The organism is Bifidobacterium miconisargentati, assembly GCF_019331675.1.
GTDB classification, from domain to species: domain Bacteria; phylum Actinomycetota; class Actinomycetes; order Actinomycetales; family Bifidobacteriaceae; genus Bifidobacterium; species Bifidobacterium miconisargentati.
Genome location: NZ_JAHBBJ010000015.1, coordinates 43,775 through 61,786 on the forward strand (window position 1 = coordinate 43,775; position 18,012 = coordinate 61,786).

An 18,012-nucleotide genomic window follows, 5' to 3' on the forward strand; every position below is an offset into this window, starting at 1 on the left:
AGAACAGATCAGCTATCTCGAAAGCCTGCCGGCGGTGGCCTCCGCCTCGGCGGTGCGCATCACCTACACCACCGTCTTCAAACGCTAGTGCCTGACCAGCTACTATCAGGGCGGCAGCCCGGTCGACCTGTTCCGCAAGGCGGGCCTGCCGCCGGAACTCATCGGATACAAGCGCATCGAGCGCTGTTTCTCTCGTTGGAGGGAGTCCGCCGCCGAGATCTTCTCCGGGGAGATTCCGGCGAACGAGGCCAAGTCCGCGCAAGGCAAGGTGCGCGGCCGTCGCATGACCGCCGGAGCCGCCAACGACAGGTCGGTGCTGGCCCCGCTGCCCGCACGCGATTGGTCCGCGGGCAGTGCCGGATCCAAGGCCGCACGATTCGCCGTCCATGCGGACGATGCCGAACCGTTCAGGTCCGCCGATGCGCCGTCCGCTGATTCGGCCGTTCCGACCGTGCCTGCTGCGTTCTCCGTATCCGACGGCGACGATCTGCGCGACCAGCTCATCCGCCAGCAGGTCCGGTACATCATCCAGCTCGAACAGGAGATCGACAAGCTCAGGAAGCGCGGCAACCACGCCGACCGCAACGACTGATTTCGACACCGGCCACCCCCGTGAGTCGTAGGGGGTCCTGTACAATATTTTCCGCAGTTCGGGGGTGTTTCGGACCTTCCGGCTGACCTCGGAATGGCATATACGACCCGCGCTCGCCGCCCGGAATGCCGACCATGTTTTCAGGCACACATACGACTTCGATCAGCGCAGGGTGGATCAGTGGTTCAGACAGCTCAACTCCGCGAACGCACCGACGAGCAATTCAGCGACCTCCGTCAGCGGCAGCTCTCCCAAGTGCTCTATTGGCGGTTCTTCGTCAACATGGCGCTCATGCTTGTGGACGCGGCCATGTTCATCATCGCCGGCGCCACCGTGCTGAACCTGCGCCGCAGCAACCTGCCGCTCTATTCCATGCGTTTCGGATTCACGATGGACCCCACGCTGTATCTGGTCATCGCTGCGGGCATCTGGGTCTGGTCCATCCGGGCCGTGGGCATCTACCACCGGCACGTCATGGGCGACGGCTACCGCGTGAACATGCTGCTCGGCAAGGGCACGGCCCTGTGCTGGATGGTGCATTGCACATTCGACTACGTCTTCGATTTCCGCCTGACGCTCACCACGCTGACCATCATGGTGCTCGCCGGCAGCTGGCTGACCCTGGCGGAGCGCATTGTATCCCGTCTGTTCCTGACCCGCAGCCGTAGCAAAGGCCAGTTCGCCTATGGCACGGTGATCGTCGGCTCACCGAAAGGCATCGGCCACACATTGCGGTTCCTGCGCATGCGGCAGCAGCTCAACTACCGTCCGGTGGCCGTCTGCCCGATTCGCTGCAACCAGACGACGGGCCTAATCGAACCGGACCTCGACCTGGCTTCGGTGGAAGCCGCGCTCGCGGACTCCTGGGGCGTCTCGCTTCCGGTCCTGCAGTACAGTGACACTGACCTGGCCCGCCGCATCATCGACATGAACGCCCAGACCGTGCTGGTGGCGGACGAGCTGCGCCGCTACTCGGACAACTACAACATCTTCTGCGCCCGCATGGAATCCTCCGGACTGGAGATCGCGATGCTCGCCTCCGCGGCGGACACCGCGAACCACGAGTTCCAGGTCCGCTCCATCCAGGGCGTCACCATCATCACCCAACGGCTCGCCCAGTACTCGCCGTCCGTGCGCCTTGCCAAGCGCATGTTCGACATCGTCGTCTCCGCGCTGGCCATCATCTGCTCCTCGATCATCACCGTGCCGGTGGCGATCGCCATCAAACTCACCGACGGCGGCCCGGTGTTCTACACCCAAACCCGCATCGGCCTCAACGGCAAACCGTTCGAGATGATCAAGTTCCGCTCGATGGTCACCAACGCGGACGCGCTCAAGGCCGCCCTCGCCGAACAGACCGGCCAGACCAATCGGTTCATCTTCAAGATGAAGGACGACCCGCGCATCACGCCGGTGGGCCGGTTCATTCGCCGCTTCTCCATCGACGAGCTGCCCCAGTTCCTCAACGTTTTCAAGGGCGACATGTCCGCCGTGGGGCCGCGGCCGCCGCTGCCCGAGGAATACGCGCGATACAACAAGCTGTACGCCACGCGCATGCTGGTCAAACCCGGCATCACCGGACCGTGGCAGGTGTCCGGCCGCTCCGACCTGTCGGCCGCGGAAAGCGAGGCGCTGGACGTGGCCTATGTGCAGAACTGGTCGATTCTGGGCGACATCGGGCTCATGTTCCGCACGGTGGGGGCCGTGCTGAGCCACAAGGGGGCCTACTGATGAGCGACTTTCGCCCGACATGGGCCTCCGGTGAGCCGCCCAAGCCGCCCGTGGCGCCCGCTTCTTCCGCAGCGACCGTGACTTCGCGTGCCGACGGGCCGAACGATTCGTTCGATGCCGGTCACCAGACCGATTCCAGCGGTTCCGCGCCCCAGCGTCGCCGTCGCATGAGCCGCGCGTCCGTGGCCCGCATGAAGCGTGCCCGCACACGCCGCCGAATCGTACTTGCCGTGCTCGGCGTGCTGGCATTGGCGATCGTCGCGCTGACCGGCTGGTTCGCCGCGTCCGCATGGACCGCCAAAGGTGAGGTGGAGGCCGCGGTAAACTCCGCGAAAAGCCTGCAAGCCCAAGTGCAGGACGGCGACATCGACCTTGACAAGATCGCGGACGGCATCGACGAAGTTTCACTGCACATCGACCGGACCTACGCGCAGACCAGCCAGCCGGTGTGGGCGCTCGCCGAGTTCACGCCCCACTACGGTTCGGACATCAGAACCGTGCGCGAGGTCGTGCGCATCCTCGAGGACGTATCCAACAACGCGATGCCCGCGCTCGCCAACGTGGCGAGAACGGTCGACCTGGACGACATCGGCATCAAGGACGGCGTGATTTCACTGGGAGGACTGGATGACGTGGCCCCGGACCTCGCGCGGGCCAACCAGTCGCTTACGGATGCCGTCGCCCAGCTCAACACCGTGGGCGAGACGCATTTCCCGCAACTCAACAGCGCCATCACGCAGGGGCGCGAACAGCTCGGCACGCTGGCCGATCTGACCGGCACGGCAGGCAACCTGGCAAGCATCCTGCCGTCGATGCTGGCCACGGGGGAGTCAGGCGGCACCCGCACGTACTTGGTGCTGGCCCAGAACAACGCCGAACTGCGCGCCACCGGCGGCATCGCCAGCTCGTGGGGCGTGCTGACCATCAGCGCGGGCAGGCTTGCGCTCGGCTCGTTCGCCACCCCGCCCTCGGACGCGGTGTTCAGCGACGCCGAGGCCCGCAGCGTACTCACGGCGGACGAGCGCAACCTGTTCTCCACCAAAATGGCCACCGACTACCAGGACATCAACTTCACGCCGGACTTCACCCGCACCGCCAAACTGGCGCATGACATCTGGAAGCGTGCTGGCAACGGCGGCGTGGACGGCGTGATCAGCGTGGACCCGGTGTTCCTGCAACGGCTGCTCGCCGTGGCGGGGCCGGTCACGCTGGACGATACGGCCAGTGCCCTGTTGAGCGGCGGTGCGGGCGACAGCGGCACGGGCAGCGGCGGCTCGGACGTGACCCTGAACGGCCAGAACGCCGCGCAGATACTGCTCAACCGCATCTACCTGGGCTCCAGCACGCAGTCCGAACAGGACATGTTCTTCGCACTGGCCGCCAGCCAGGTCTTCGACCATGTGCTGCACAACCTCGACGGCAAGGGCATGCAGATGCTCAAGACCGTGCGGCAGGCGGTCCAGGACGGCCACCTGTATCTCTGGAGCGCGCACGAGGCCGAGCAGGAGCAACTGGCCGGCGTGCAGGTCTCCGGCGCGCTGTCCTCCAAGCCCGCCCAGCCTGAAATCGGCGTCTACTTCAACGATGCCACCATGGGCAAGATGGACTGGTACCTGAAACGCGAGGTGACCAGCAAGTACGACAAGACCTACCCCAACGGGGCACGCCAGTACACGCTCACCGTGACGCTCACCAACACCGCCGACGCTTCGGCCGTGGCTGCGGCCCCCGACTTGCTGCGCGGTTATGACGACGATGGCAAGCCTCGCCATGGCGAAATAGAAACCGTGTTGTACGTATACGCGCCGGCTGGTGGCCGTCTGGTGGACTGGAGCGAGGACTTCGACCAGATCGCCACGCACGACGGCCTCACCGTGGGCGCCAAGACCGTGACCCTGGAGCCGGGGGAGCGGTTCACCACCACCATCCACGTGCTGGCGAGTGCCTCGGCGGGCAACACCGAGCCGACCATACGCCAGACCCCTTCGACCGACTGACGGCCGGGTGCCAGACACCCTCCTCGTGGTGGGGGTACCCCCTTCAATTACAGTAGAACAGATACGAATCTGCAGAAAGCGAGCATCGTTTGGCAAGCGAAACCGAACAGATCCAGAACGACGTCATCACCATTGACGTGCTGGGCGCCTTGAAAAAGCATTTCGTCACGGCGATCATCACACTGGTGGTCGTGATCGCTGCTGCTGCCGGCTACACGTTCACCCGCACGCCGATGTACACGGCGACCTCCGAGCTGCTGGCCACCTACCGCACTTCGGCCTCGACCACCGGTAGCTCCGGCAACGAATTGAACTCCGGCGCCAGCTATATCAACAGCCAGATCCAGACCTACCCGCAGCTGGTGAAGACCGAATCCGTGCTTCAGCCCGTGATCGACGATCTGGGACTGAACAGTTCGGTCAAGGAGCTGGCCGCCACGGTGACCGCCTCCAACCCGAGCGACACTATGCTTGTCGACATCTCCGTGGAGAATGCCGACCCGAAGACCGCCTCCACCATCGCCAACGCCGTGGCCGAAAGCCTCAAGAAACAGGTCACCTCCACGCTGTACAGCGACGAAGGCGACAAGATCGTCTCTCCGGTGAACCTTACCGTGGTGCAGCAGGCTTACGCTCCGGCCTCCCCGAGCTCGCCGAACGTGAAGATGAATCTGGCGATCGGCGTGGTGGCCGGCATCGTTTTGGGTGTCATGATGGCTTTGGGCAGAAGTCTGTTGGATACCAAGGTCCGTTCGGATTCGGATGTGGCCGGTCTCATTAATTCGCCGATGCTGGGTACGCTCAGCAGAGACGATGCGTATGCGGACAAGACGCCCGTTATCATCGCCAAACCGGCGTCTCGTGAAGCCGAAGAGATTCGCCGTTTGCGTACCAACCTCATGTTCGCATTGCCGGACGGTCCCCAGTCCAATGTGATTGTGGTAACCTCCGCCGGTCCATCCGAGGGTAAGACCACATTGTCCGTCAATTTGGCCACGGCTTTCGCGGAAAACGACAGCAAGGTGCTGCTTATCGACGCCGACGTGCGCAACCCTTCCGTCAGCGACAAGCTTGGCATCGAAGGCAATGTGGGGCTGACCCACCTCATCACTAACCAGGTCTCCTCGCAGGACGCCATCCAGCGTTATTGGAAGCAGAACCTTCACGTGCTGCCGGCCGGCACCCAGACCATGAACCCGAGCATCCTGCTCAACTCGCGTGCGATGAAGGCGCTCATTGACCAGGTATCCGGTGCCTACGACTACGTGATCGTGGACACCGCCCCGATGCAGGTAGCCAACGACGCTGCTGTGTTCGTCAAGGAAGGACCGGAACTGCTGTTGGTGGCTGGCCTAAACGTCACGGATAAGCGTGCGCTGAAGCAAACCATCCGAGAGCTCGATACCCTTGACATCCATGCAGCTGGTGTGGCTATGAATTACGCAGAACCCGATAAATCCCATAAGACGGGTTACTACTACTATTACGACGATAGTAAATCCGGCCATGGCAAGAAGAGCCAGCGCCAGCATAAAAAGACCGAACAAGCGAAGGACTGAGAATGGCCGCTCCGCAACATGTTTTTATTGTGGGATCTAAGGGTATTCCGGGAAATTATGGTGGATACGAGACTTTTGTGGATCGTCTCACGGAATATCATCAGACCAATGAACTCCTGAAATACCATGTGGCCTGCAAAGCGCAGGATCGACAGCGCTTCTCCTATCACAATGCTGATTGCTTCAATGTCAAAGTGCCTAATATTGGTCCTGCCCAGGCGATTTATTATGATGTCGCTGCGCTTAATGAATGTGTTTCGTATATTCGCAGAAATCACATCGAGCATCCGATTGTGTATATTCTCGCGTGCCGTATCGGTCCGTTTATGGCGCATTTCCAGCGTGTGATCCACCGGCTCGGAGGCAAATTATATATCAATCCTGACGGTCACGAGTGGATGAGAGCCAAGTGGAGTGCTCCGGTACGTCGGTATTGGAAAATCTCGGAACAGATGATGACCAAACATTGTGATTTGCTGGTCTGTGATTCGATGAATATCGAGTCCTATATTCATGAGGAATATGACAGGTATAATCCCCAAACTTTGTTCATTTCCTATGGAGCGGAAACGCGCAAAAGCGGCCTTTCAGACGATGATCCGAAGCTGTTGGATTGGTACCGCGAAAAGGGGCTTTCTGCCAAGTCCTACTACTTGGTCGTCGGTCGTTTCGTGCCTGAAAACAACTATGAGACGATGATTCGTGAATTCATGGCAAGCGATTCAGAGCATGATTTCGCGCTTATCACGAATGTAAGCGACAAATTCCTTGACGAATTGAAGGATAAAACCGGTTTCGATCGTGATCCACGCATCAAGTTCGTCGGTACCGTATACGACAAGGAACTGCTTATGAAGATTCGTGAGAATGCTTACGGGTATTTTCACGGTCATGAGGTCGGCGGTACCAACCCCTCCCTATTGGAAGCATTAGGCAGCACCGATCTGAATTTGCTTCTGGACGTGGGCTTCAATCGTGAAGTGGCCGAAGATTCGGCATTGTACTGGACGAAGATTCCCGGAAGTCTCAGTGCTTTAATCCATAAGGCAGACAGAATGAATGCGGATGAAATCCGCGCATTGGGAATGAAAGCAAAGCGTCGCATCGCAGATGCTTACAGTTGGCGTTTCATCGCCGACGAATATGAACGGCTATTCCTTGATGGTCCCGAATCAGGACGTTGAATCCGACACAATATTCCGCGTCCCGACGTAGTCGAAGGTGAACGATGAGAATACTGCATTACGCCCTGGGTTTTGCGCCATACCGCTCAGGCGGCCTGACCCGATACGTGATGGATCTGATGAAGGCCCAGGAGAAATCCGGTCATGCCGTAGCCATGCTATGGCCCGGCCGGATGACGCATGATGTGAATCCATGCATCACTCGTCACCGAGAGGTTGGCAGCATACGCTCCTATGAGCTGCGCAACCCGTTGCCTGTCGTTCTGGACAAGCCGGTGGGGGAGCCCGATGCCTTCCATTATCCGGTGGATGGCGAAGCATACCGCCGTTTTCTTAAGAGCCTTCAGCCTGATGTCGTGCACATCCACACACTGCAGGGACTGCATCGTGAGTTTCTTGATGCGGCTCGTGCTTGTGACATACCTACGGTGTTCACAACACATGATTTCTTCGGTTTGTACCCGATGAATGAGATCTATCCAATGGATCGCTGTCTCACCGATGGCGAATGCAGCCGTATCAATTCCGGTGCTCCGTCTTTGAAGAAGATTCGATTGGATCAATCGCCGGCGATGCGCTTTATTAAGAGCTCCACAATTGTTCGTAAGCTGTTCAGCGTGCTTTCCGCTGTTCGCTTGACGAAATCGGTGGAATCGTCAACGGAGTCGTTGGATACCACAACGGGGGCCACGATGGATGCCGCGTCGATCGAGGTGAAACGTTACTCTGCATTCCGTGATTACGAGGTCTCCATGCTGGAACACATGAACCTCGTGATGTACAACAGCACAGTGTCGAAGCGCGCCTACGAACGGTACTGTGCCCCACAAGCATCCGTTGTGATTCCGGTCATTCATAACGGTCTGCCGAAGACGCTCGCCGACCGTGATGATTCCAGTGATCCCGCCGATGCGCCTATTCGCATCGCTTTCCTCGGGGGCAGTCGGCCGTACAAGGGGTTGTCGGCTCTGCTCGAGGCGGTTCGCATCACCGAATCCAAGTCGATATCTACCGGTGCCTCCCGCTGCTGGCATCTCGACGTCTACGGCGTGCATGGCGCGGATACGCCGACTGTGTCATTCAAACCTGCCTTTTCCGACTTCATGACGGCTATGGCGGAAGAGGATGTCGTGATTGTGCCGAGCCAGACATATGAGTCTTTCGGATTCGTGGCGCTTGAAGCGCTATGCGCCGGCATGCCGGTTATGGCCACCGATTGCGTGGGTGCCTGGGACATGATCCCAGCAGGAAGCGGTTTTTCTCTTGGAAACGGTTCTCCGGATGAAATGGCACAGGTACTGGACTCTCTTAAGCGTGCCGACATCTGCACAGCCCAGGAGAACATCCGAAGCCAGTTCTCCGCGCCATCGTTCGACGAGCATGCCGAATATGTCATCAAGCAATACAAGACCGTCATCACTGAGATGAGGAGACCATGAGCATCCCCAAGATCATCCATTACTGCTGGTTCGGGCCGAACGACCTGCCTGCACGTGAACGGGCGTGCATTGAGTCATGGAAGCGACTCATGCCCGACTATGAAATCATGTTCTGGAACGAGGAGACCTTCGACATCTCCGGCTCCCTGTACGCCAAACAGGCTTATGAGAAAGGCAAATACGCCTTCGTGAGCGATTATGCCCGTATGCGAGCCTTATACGATTATGGCGGCGTGTATCTGGACACAGACGTCGAGGCGTTATCCAGCCTTGACAAGTTTCTCGGAAACAAGGCATTCGTGGGTTTCGAGAACAGAACGATGGTTGGCACCGGCATCATCGGCGCGGAAGCCCATTCGCCTGTGATCGAGCGGATGCTGGATTACTACGATCATCATGCGTTCGTTGATGCGAACGGCAATATGGACCCGACTACGAACGTGGTTATCCTGACGGACATTTTGACCGACCTTGGATTCGAGCGAGCCAATTCCGAGCAGGATCTTGGCGAGATCCACGTTTACGAACGAGACATTTTCTGCCCGAAGAAACTGGGTGAGGATGAATTCGCTGTTACCGATCGTAGCGTTACTATTCACCGATTCTCCGGCAGCTGGCTCACCGAGCGAGAGAAACGGCGCGGCACAAACGTTATTTGGCGCAATGTGTTCCGGCCGATGCTGAAAGGCGCGCGCGGAGTGCTGACAGGTCTTCTCGGCAAGGAACGAACGAAGGCCATCGAAAACCGTATACGAGAGAAACTGCGCTGAACGGACGGGAGCACGCATCATGCATGAAATCGAATATGAGTGGAACGATCTGCATGCGCGGATACTGGACGACCTGCTCAAGGCATACGCCCAGGCGGGTGTCGATTGTTTCATCCTGCGCAACTATCAGGGACTGCCGGAACGCAACGATTCCAAGGACGTGGACGTGATTATCCGTCCCGGTACGTATCGGAGGGCCAAGGCCATCTTCTTGGACATCCTTCGTAAGCACGATGTGTCGAACTATTATGTCGTGAAATACGAACGGGTTCATTGCTGGTTCGGCATAGACGTTGACAAGAGCTTCGCGATCCACATCGACCTCATCGAGGGGTACGTGAACAAGGGCTTTGAGCTGATTCCCTTCGACACGTTGTACGCGAATACGATTGACTATAAGGGCTACCGCGTTCTCAATGATCAATATGACATCGCCATGCTGCTGTTGTACAAGGTCATCAACGCCAAGACGCTCAAGCAGGCGTATCGCGAGCAGATTTCGGTCGGATACGCACGGTATGCAGTGCAGGTGAACCGTATTCTGGAATCGGTCATGCCGAAGTCCCTGTTGGACGAGGTCGTTGCGCATCTCGCCGCCGAGAACTACGACTGGTTCGAACGCAACGCAAGGAACATCTCCGAGCAGACCAAGAAACTCGCCATGCGGCGTCATCCGCTGAAAACCTCGGCCCGTATCGTCTCCTTCCTCGCCGAGAAGGTTCATCGTATCATCATGCGCCCGAAGCGGTATCGGAAGTTCATCGCGGTCGAGGCCCCCGACGGTACCGGCAAGACCACGTTCATCGACGGTCTGCGCGTTGAACTCGCCAAACTATTCGTGTGCGACATCGAGAAGATGCACGTATATCACTTCCGTCCCACGCTGCTGCCCAATCTTGGCGCGGTGGGGGAGAAGATGAAGGTCATGGAGCAGGACAAGGACTTCACCAATCCGCATCGCAACAAGCCTGCCAGCCCGTTGAGCTCCCTGCTGCGTATGGGCTACTACTGGATTGACTACATCGTCGGTGGATGGATCGTTATCCGCAAGGACGTGCAGTTCGACCAGTTCTCGATTTTCGACAGGTACATCTACGACTTCGTCGTCGACCCGTTGCGTTCACGTATCAATCTGCCGAAGAAATTACGCATCGCGTTCGCAAAATCCGTGCCGCAGCCGGACGTCACGTTTGTGCTCATGACCGATGCGGAGACCGTGTATTGTCGCAAGCAGGAACTGACACTTGAGGAAATTGACCGTCAGCTGGGTGAATTCTCCGCATTGGAGCGAATGCTGCCTAATGCGGTGGAACTTGATGCGGGCCAAACGCCTGACGAAATCGTCCGTCAGGCCGCTCGAATCATTGTGGATAGGTACACGCGGAAGGTGCGAGCATGAAACGCATTCTGGTGAGTGCCTATGGCTGTGAGCCCGGTAGAGGCTCCGAAGCCGGCGTCGGCTGGAACTGGGTGTTGCAGATGGCGAGGCACAATAAACTCCATGTCATCACCCGTCGCAATGACCGGGAGAAAATCGAGAGGAACCTTCCTGCCGAAGTTGCTGGCAACCTTACCTTCACGTACTACGACACCCCACGCATCCTCCAACGTATCAAGCGCAAGGAGAAGGGGCTGTACCTGTACTATCTGCTATGGCAGATCGGCATCGTCCCGATTGTTCGCAGACTGCTGCGTGAGGATGATTTCGATTACACGATGCACCTGACCTTCGGCAGCCTATGGATGCCGACGTTCCTGCCGTTCTTTCACACCCCGTTCATTTGGGGGCCTGTGGGCGGTGGCGATGGAGTCCCCCGGAGCCTGCTGCACATCCTTCCGGCAAAACAGCGTATGGTTCAAAGCCTGCGCTACGTGTTGATCGCGACGTCATTCATGAATCCCCTTGTGGCGATTCCGAGCCGAAAGGCGTCAGTCATTCTGTGTCGCACGGAGAACAACGCACGAGCCATACCGAGGAAATATCGGAACAAGACGAAGGTCATCCTCGAAACCGCGATGGATGTTGCCGCATTCCCGCGGTGCAAAGGGGACATGTCAGAAGCGGAACATGCTTCCGATGGTGCCCGCCGTGTCGAACTGTTTATCACCGGAAGGCTCGTACCGTTCAAGAACGTGCCGATGGCTGTCGAAGCGTTTGATTCGATCGCCCATGACCATCCTGAGGCGCATCTCACCATCATCGGCAAAGGACCTGAACGTTCCAGGATCGAACGGTACATCGAAGACCGCAATCTGACGAACCGAGTGCGGATGATTAAGGAGATGCCACGTGCTGAGCTCCTTGGGAAACTGGCTGATGCGGATGTGTATCTTCTGCCAAGTTTGAGGGAGGGCGGATCGTGGAGTCTGATGGAGGCGATGTCTGTGGGACTTCCCTCGGTGTGCCTCGATTGGACTGGCATGGGCATGATCACCACGGACGAGACCTCCATCCGCATTACCCCCGGCGATTATTCGACAACACGCGAGGCGTTTGCACGTGCGATGGAGAAGCTCATCGTAGACAAGATGCTCAGGCGCCGTATGGGACTTGCGGCACGCCGCCGTATCGAGGAGCAATTCTCATGGGACAGCGTGTCCGCGCATATGGAGGACGTGCTTGCCGAATTGGACGACGAACGCAAACAAACGAATGAGAATCCAAATGGGCACGGAGGAAACTGACATGACGACAACCGCCGCGATTCTTCTTAACTACAACTCCTCGGACTACTGTGTGCGCTGCATTGCGCACCTCAAAAAACAGGCCGATACGAATCTGAAGATCATCGTAGTGGACAACCAGTCCACTGAAGACGTTACCGGCCTAGAACAGGCATGCGCCGACAATGGATGCATATTTATTCAATCGGGCGCAAATGGTGGATACAACGCCGGCAACAATGTCGGTCTCCGCCGTGCCGCATCCTTGGGCTGTGACTATGCCATGATCATCAACCCCGACATGGAGATCAGAGACGAGCACTACGTCAAGGATGCCGTCGCCATTATGGATGCCGACCCTTCGATCGCCGTGCTGGGGACTGACATCATCGACATGGACGGGCTGCATCAAAACCCCATGCGTGAGCCCAACTACCGTGAGGAACTTCTTTGGCCCATCGAATTGGTGCGGAACAAGATTAAGAAGCGCCTCTACATGGGCGATTCCAGCGTATCGGGATACTGCCGCAAGGTATCTGGCTGCTGCCTGTTCGTGCGTATGGACTTCATTGATCGCGTCGGTTATTTCGATGAGCATGTTTTCCTGTACTGCGAGGAGCCAATCCTCGCCGCCACAGTGGCGCATGAGGGGCTGCATGAATACTATTGCGCGGATTTGAAGGCATATCACATGCATATCGAGTCGGAGAAGGGCGATCCGAGGAGACGCTTGGCGGAATTCCATAAAAGCCGTGTCTACTACTTGGAAACGTACAGCGGATACCGGGGGTTGGCGCTGAATCTTCTGTTGCTTTCTAAGCGCCTGCAGCATAAGTGGTACCAGTCCAAAAAGCACTGAAAGCCGTACGTCGACGGCCGATGAGCAACAGCCGCATCACCAAGGAAGAACATGAACACGGATCTCATCGAGACAATCGCCCTGAAGGAGAAACACGGGGCTGCCTATTATGATCTGCACAACAGTGCGGGCAAACGGTGGCTCATCCGCGACTCTTTCGTACGAACCGCATTCGGACTGTATCAACCGACTGCGCTTAAGGGCAAGGCAGTCAAGTTTGCATTCCCGCTGATCCATCATTCCCCAGCTATATGCCGAGCCTTGGGATTCGTTCGTGCGAACTATTCACTGGTTCCGGGAATTCGCATGCTGTTCTCTGATTTGTTTGGTGGGCCGGTCGACTGTTCCTTCTTCGGCGGTACTCCCGGTGCGCATCAAAAGGTGGTCATGCAGATTTCTCGAGGCCCCCAGGTTCTTGCGTACTGTAAGGCTACGGACAATCCTGAAGTGGCAGCGTTGTTCGAACGGGAAGCGGGGAATCTGCTTTATCTTCATGACCACGGCGTGAACCGGGTGCCGAAGGCACTGTACTGCGGTCAGATTGGCGGCCTGACATTGTTCTGCCAGACCAATGTCAGTGATGTGAAGAGGACTACCACGATCTTGACCGCGCGGCATCGGGCTTTCCTGACAGATCTTCATACCCGAACCGTACAACGGATGCGATTCGAGGATACCGATTATTATGAAAAGCTTCGTCACCTACAGGGCGTGATTCAGCGTATTTCTGACGCGGATGAACGGGATGTGGTGCGCAAGGCCGTCGATTTCGTCATAGGGCGGTATGAGGGCGAAGAGGTGGACTTCGGTTTCCACCATGGTGACTTTACCCCATGGAACATCGCCGATACGCCGGAAGGCATTGCCGTGTTCGACTTTGAATACGCGAAAAGGACGTATCCTCCCTATCTCGATGCATGCCATTTTTATATGCAGACGCAGTTCTTCGTCCACAAGCGTCGTGATATGCGGCGTATTCTCGATGATTACATGGGTGACAAGCATGTGGAAAAGCTGCTGCATGGCGATCGTTTGTGGTGCATGCTGCTGTATCTCCTCGCGGTGATCGATCTGTATCTCTCCCGCGGTCATGAGAATGAGGACGAGATGGAATTACGCACATGCCGAATCGACATGTTGAAGGAGGTGATGAGACGATATGCGGATAAGGATTGACCGTTCTATCCATTGGCCGTTGCTTGTCCTGTTGTGCGCTCGCGTCTTCGTGACGAATTCCCAGCTTTATTTCGTGCTTGTTGTTGCTGGGTGCGCGTTGTGGATTATGCGGTTCGGTCTATACCGAATGAACGTTATGAGGATTCCGGGACTGTTTGTGTTCTTGTCGTTCGTCGTCTATGCGTCGGTGATAGGGTTTGTTTTTCACCCCGCGCGCGACGTGGTTCGCGATCTGTACTACATTGTTCCAAGCCTTGTATGGATTTTCATCGGTTATGAACTGTTTCGCAGGGAACATGATAATGACCATAGGTCGTTATTGAGGACGCTGTATCTGTTCGGAGGATTCGTTTCGCTCAGCTGCCTTGTACAGTTCGCTCTTCATATCACCTTCGACTTCTCGGCTATCCGCCAGATTTTCGACGTATGCGTATACGAGATTGGCTTTATTCTGCCGATTTTGGCTTTTGAACGGTTCGTTCTTAAACGGATTGTGTTCTCCAAGGGCATTGATGCCGTATTGCTGTTGCTGATGATGTGCCAGATCGCGCTGTCATTCGGCAGAATCGCCATCCTTGAGCCGCTTCTCGTCTTCGCGGTTCTTTCGGTTCTCTCGTTGGCTTACCTTGAGGACAAGGGCAGGATTCTTAAGGCCGTGGCTGTCATAGCCGTATCGTTGTGTGTGCTGACTGCCATTCTCCTTTTCGCTCTTCCTGAGAGTATGACCGCCACATTTGTCGGAAAGATAGCGTATTCCGCAACCGAGATCAACACCAAACAGGACATCGACTCGGTAACTTCCGCCATGAACAATTGGAGAGCCTATGAGATGCAGGCTGCCACGAAGCAGTGGCTTGGCTCTGATTTTCTGAATAAGCTATTTGGCCAGGGATTGGGCAAAGGCATCGAAATTCAATTCGTGCCTTACAACTGGGTTGATATGGTGACGAACAATGAAATTCCGCTGGCGCATAACGGCCTCTATACACTGTTGCCCAAGGGTGGCCTATTCGCGGTTTTTGCGTTGCTGACATTGTTCGTCGGTGCGGTGCTGACGGGGCTGAGAGGCGTCCGCCGTGATGTCGGCGAACTGCGTGAATATGACATGATTCTGATTGCGATTATGGTTGGCGGATTTGCGAACCTTTGGGTGGTGCGAGGCCCTATATCATCTGACACTTTTATTGTGTGGAGCTTATTGACTGGTTGGATTTATGCGGCGAGGTTAGTGCATGAGTAAAAACAGCGTGGCGGTGAATTATCTGTTGAACACCGCATACCAAATTCTGATTCTGATTGTCCCGCTGATTACAACTCCGTATGTCTCGCGTGTGCTGGGGGCGGAAGGCATCGGCGTATACAGCTACACCTATTCGATTATTTCGTACTTCCTGATCATCGCCGCTATGGGAACGGCCACCTATGGGCAACGTACCATTGCCTATCATCAGGACGATCCGTACGCCAGAAGCGTCAAATTTTATGAGATCCTGATTTTTCGGTGTGTGACGACTCTCTCATGCTGCGCCGTGTACATGGCATATCTATTTTCCGACATCGCCAAGTATCGAGGCATTGCCTGGTTGCAACTCATTTATCTGGTTGCGGTCGCATTTGATATCACATGGTTCTTCCAAGGCATGGAGGACTTTCGTCGAATCGTCTTCCGCAACACTGTGGCCAAGATTTTCAATATAATTCTCTTGTTTGTCTTTGTGCGCCAGGAATCTGATGTGTGGGTGTACACACTGATTCTTGCGGGTATGACGTTGATTGCGAACCTGTCTATCTGGCCATATGTGCCGAGCGTAGTGCAGAAGGTTCATGCGAGGGACGTTAAGCCGTTCAAGGAACTCAAGGATATTCTGCTGCTGTTCGTCCCCACGATAGCGATTCAGGTCAATTCGGTACTTGACAAGACTCTGATTGGTGTGTTTGCTGTCGATGCCGCTGAGAACGGCTACTACGAGCAGACTGAGAAAGTGGTGAGGATGGCGCTCGCCGTCGTCACCTCACTGGGTATCGTCATGATTCCCAGGATGTCCAAGCTTTTCCATGACAACGACACCGTACGGATGAAGTCGTACATAGAGAAGTCCTATCAGTTTGTCTGGCTCATAGGCATCCCGATTATGTTTGGTCTGATTGCCGTCGTGGACGTGTTCGTACCGGTGTTCTATGGTCCTGGATACGACAGGATCAAGGTACTTATGCCCATCTATGCACTTTCCGTGTTACCGGTCGCGTTGAGCAACGTTACCGGATGTCAGTTCCTCATACCGATTAAGAAGCAGAATGTGTACTCTACCGCCGTGCTTATTAGTGCAGTTGTGAATGTCGGATTGAACTTCGTATTCACACCGCGATATCTGGCCGACGGTGCTGCTGTTGCGTCGGTCGCCGCCGAGGTGGTGGGATGCGTGGTGATGCTGATCTACGTGCAAGTGAGGGACATGGTCGACGTGCCTGCTGTGCTTAGGCTCTCCATAGGGAAATTCGTGGCCGGAATCGTCATGTTGATTGCCGTGCGGGCGACGGCGCTGGTCCTGAGCGAATCGGTACTGAGCCTGATGTTGCTGATTGTGGAAGGGGGAGCGGTATACGTGGCAGTCCTGCTGATGGAACGTGATCGGTTCTTTCTTGAACTGCTTAATCGCGTCCTCGGCAAGGTGCGTGGCAAACTTCGCAAAGCGTAAGCGTGTAAAGAAAAGGCAATGAAAGGCGGCAATAGCGCGTTATGCTATAACGCGCTATACCAATTCAAGCCATGTGAGATGGATTCATTATTCTTATGATCTCTTGGCTGCTACCCGTATTCCGAATGATTCATGCGCTTCGCTTTAGTCCGGCATGCTCTGGCGGTTTGCGGTGGCTATTGGAGAACGATGGCGATAACCGATTAATCTCGTCCAGTGATATGACGATGCGATGATGGTTTCCATCATGCTGATCTTTTCGTGCTGCGCGGGATGGTGATAGGGGGATACCCCCTGTAAAATAGGGGGAATGTCTGAATCTTTTTCCCCTAAGAACATTATTGTGACTGGTGGTTGTGGTTTCATCGGTTCGAATTTCGTGCACTATGTGTACAACAATCATCCGGACGTGCATGTCACGGTATTGGATGCGTTGACGTACGCGGGCAACCTGGAGAACATCAAGTCGATTCTTGGTGACCGTGTGGAGTTCGTGCACGGGAACATCTGCGATGCGGAGTTGTTGGATCGTATCGTGCCGGGTCATGACGCGATCGTGCATTACGCGGCCGAGTCGCACAACGACAACAGCATCGCGAATCCGGAGCCGTTCCTCAAGACGAACGTGGAGGGCACGTTCCGTCTCCTGGAGGCGTGCCGCAAGTACGATGTGCGGTACCATCACGTGAGCACGGACGAGGTGTATGGTGATCTGGCGTTGGATGATCCGGCGAAGTTCACGGAGGAGACCCCGTATCATCCCTCCAGCCCGTATTCGTCGACGAAGGCTTCGTCGGATTTGTTGGTGCGTGCGTGGCATCGCACGTTCGGGATCCGCGCGACGATCAGCAACTGCAGCAACAATTATGGTCCGTATCAGCATGTGGAGAAGTTCATCCCGCGTCAGATCACGAACATCCTGGATGGGTTGCGTCCGAAGCTGTACGGTGACGGCCGTAACGTGCGTGACTGGATTCATACGGACGACCATTCCACGGGCGTGTGGACGATCCTGACGAAGGGTCGTATCGGCGAGACGTATCTGATCGGCGCGAATGGTGAGCGTAATAATCTGACCGTGCTGCGTGACATCCTCACCGTCATGGGCAAGTCCCCGGATGATTTCGATTGGGTGAGGGACCGTCCGGGCCATGACCGCCGTTACGCGATCGACTCGACCAAGCTGCAGACCGAGTTGGGTTGGAGGCCGGTGCACACTGATTTCCAGAAGGGTCTGGAGCAGACGATCCGGTGGTATACGGGCAACCGCGCGTGGTGGGAGCCGGCCAAGGCCGCCACCGAGGCCAAGTACAAGCAGCAGGGCCAGTGAGGTCAATATGAAAAC

The 18,012-nt window shown here is 56.5% G+C and carries 14 protein-coding genes; all 14 read left to right on the forward strand.

What is annotated here, in order from left to right:
- Positions 1–283 precede the first annotated feature (283 nt).
- The 14 genes from KIH81_RS09560 to rfbB all read left to right on the forward strand — a co-directional run bounded on the left by KIH81_RS09560 (position 284) and on the right by rfbB (position 17,997).
- Positions 284–592 carry a hypothetical protein gene (locus KIH81_RS09560; RefSeq protein ID WP_214305103.1) on the forward strand — a complete coding sequence of 103 codons (309 nt, stop codon included), beginning with the start codon at positions 284–286 and terminating at the stop codon, positions 590–592.
- 282 nt (positions 593–874) lie between these two features.
- Entirely contained in the window at positions 875–2,323 is a 1,449-nt protein-coding gene (locus KIH81_RS09565) for a sugar transferase (RefSeq protein WP_236029496.1), read from the forward strand.
- Positions 2,323–4,320: a DUF4012 domain-containing protein gene (locus tag KIH81_RS09570; protein ID WP_236029478.1), complete on the forward strand. Its 1,998-nt coding sequence runs from the start codon at positions 2,323–2,325 to the stop codon at positions 4,318–4,320. Before KIH81_RS09565 ends, KIH81_RS09570 begins: the two co-directional genes overlap by 1 nt.
- Positions 4,321–4,409: 89 nt before the next feature.
- Positions 4,410–5,879, forward strand: coding sequence for a tyrosine-protein kinase domain-containing protein (locus KIH81_RS09575; RefSeq protein ID WP_217624914.1), 1,470 nt, complete (start codon positions 4,410–4,412; stop codon positions 5,877–5,879).
- A gap of 2 nt (positions 5,880–5,881) precedes the next feature.
- The gene (gene cps2T, locus KIH81_RS09580; RefSeq protein ID WP_214305105.1) at positions 5,882–7,063 is read left to right on the forward strand and encodes a beta 1-4 rhamnosyltransferase Cps2T; all 1,182 of its coding nucleotides are present in this window, start codon (positions 5,882–5,884) and stop codon (positions 7,061–7,063) included.
- 44 nt (positions 7,064–7,107) lie between these two features.
- A complete protein-coding gene (locus KIH81_RS09585) occupies positions 7,108–8,502 on the forward strand; it encodes a glycosyltransferase (RefSeq protein ID WP_214305106.1) in 1,395 nt (464 codons plus the stop codon).
- Complete coding sequence (locus KIH81_RS09590; RefSeq protein ID WP_214305107.1) at positions 8,499–9,272, forward strand: glycosyltransferase family 32 protein; 774 nt, start codon at positions 8,499–8,501, stop codon at positions 9,270–9,272. Before KIH81_RS09585 ends, KIH81_RS09590 begins: the two co-directional genes overlap by 4 nt.
- 19 nt (positions 9,273–9,291) lie before the next feature.
- Positions 9,292–10,671 (forward strand): hypothetical protein, encoded by a 1,380-nt coding sequence (locus tag KIH81_RS09595; protein ID WP_214305108.1) that lies wholly within the window; start codon positions 9,292–9,294, stop codon positions 10,669–10,671.
- Positions 10,668–11,957, forward strand: a complete 1,290-nt coding sequence (locus KIH81_RS09600) for a glycosyltransferase family 4 protein (protein ID WP_214305109.1) — start codon at positions 10,668–10,670, stop codon at positions 11,955–11,957. The genes KIH81_RS09595 and KIH81_RS09600 overlap by 4 nt, the downstream gene beginning before the upstream one ends.
- A gap of 1 nt (position 11,958) precedes the next feature.
- Positions 11,959–12,795 carry a glycosyltransferase family 2 protein gene (locus tag KIH81_RS09605; RefSeq protein ID WP_214305110.1) on the forward strand — a complete coding sequence of 279 codons (837 nt, stop codon included), beginning with the start codon at positions 11,959–11,961 and terminating at the stop codon, positions 12,793–12,795.
- A 51-nt stretch (positions 12,796–12,846) separates the two neighbouring features.
- Positions 12,847–13,971, forward strand: coding sequence for a phosphotransferase (locus KIH81_RS09610; RefSeq protein WP_214305111.1), 1,125 nt, complete (start codon positions 12,847–12,849; stop codon positions 13,969–13,971).
- A complete protein-coding gene (locus KIH81_RS09615) occupies positions 13,955–15,211 on the forward strand; it encodes a hypothetical protein (RefSeq protein ID WP_214305112.1) in 1,257 nt (418 codons plus the stop codon). Before KIH81_RS09610 ends, KIH81_RS09615 begins: the two co-directional genes overlap by 17 nt.
- Entirely contained in the window at positions 15,204–16,667 is a 1,464-nt protein-coding gene (locus KIH81_RS09620) for an oligosaccharide flippase family protein (RefSeq protein ID WP_214305113.1), read from the forward strand. Before KIH81_RS09615 ends, KIH81_RS09620 begins: the two co-directional genes overlap by 8 nt.
- Before the next feature lie 310 nt (positions 16,668–16,977).
- On the forward strand, positions 16,978–17,997 hold the full coding sequence (gene rfbB, locus KIH81_RS09625; RefSeq protein WP_214305114.1) for a dTDP-glucose 4,6-dehydratase: 1,020 nt from the start codon (positions 16,978–16,980) through the stop codon (positions 17,995–17,997).
- Positions 17,998–18,012: the final 15 nt, after the last annotated feature.

Excerpts from the sequence above, each read along its gene's own strand:
- KIH81_RS09560 (WP_214305103.1), top strand. The coding sequence starts at position 284 with ATGACCGCCGGAGCCGCCAACGACAGGTCGGTGCTGGCCCCGCTGCCC.
- KIH81_RS09565 (WP_236029496.1), top strand. The coding sequence starts at position 875 with ATGGCGCTCATGCTTGTGGACGCGGCCATGTTCATCATCGCCGGCGCC.
- KIH81_RS09570 (WP_236029478.1), top strand. The coding sequence starts at position 2,323 with ATGAGCGACTTTCGCCCGACATGGGCCTCCGGTGAGCCGCCCAAGCCG.
- cps2T (WP_214305105.1), top strand. The coding sequence starts at position 5,882 with ATGGCCGCTCCGCAACATGTTTTTATTGTGGGATCTAAGGGTATTCCG.
- KIH81_RS09585 (WP_214305106.1), top strand. The coding sequence starts at position 7,108 with ATGAGAATACTGCATTACGCCCTGGGTTTTGCGCCATACCGCTCAGGC.
- KIH81_RS09590 (WP_214305107.1), top strand. The coding sequence starts at position 8,499 with ATGAGCATCCCCAAGATCATCCATTACTGCTGGTTCGGGCCGAACGAC.
- KIH81_RS09595 (WP_214305108.1), top strand. The coding sequence starts at position 9,292 with ATGCATGAAATCGAATATGAGTGGAACGATCTGCATGCGCGGATACTG.
- KIH81_RS09600 (WP_214305109.1), top strand. The coding sequence starts at position 10,668 with ATGAAACGCATTCTGGTGAGTGCCTATGGCTGTGAGCCCGGTAGAGGC.
- KIH81_RS09605 (WP_214305110.1), top strand. The coding sequence starts at position 11,959 with ATGACGACAACCGCCGCGATTCTTCTTAACTACAACTCCTCGGACTAC.
- KIH81_RS09610 (WP_214305111.1), top strand. The coding sequence starts at position 12,847 with ATGAACACGGATCTCATCGAGACAATCGCCCTGAAGGAGAAACACGGG.
- KIH81_RS09615 (WP_214305112.1), top strand. The coding sequence starts at position 13,955 with ATGCGGATAAGGATTGACCGTTCTATCCATTGGCCGTTGCTTGTCCTG.
- KIH81_RS09620 (WP_214305113.1), top strand. The coding sequence starts at position 15,204 with ATGAGTAAAAACAGCGTGGCGGTGAATTATCTGTTGAACACCGCATAC.
- rfbB (WP_214305114.1), top strand. The coding sequence starts at position 16,978 with ATGTCTGAATCTTTTTCCCCTAAGAACATTATTGTGACTGGTGGTTGT.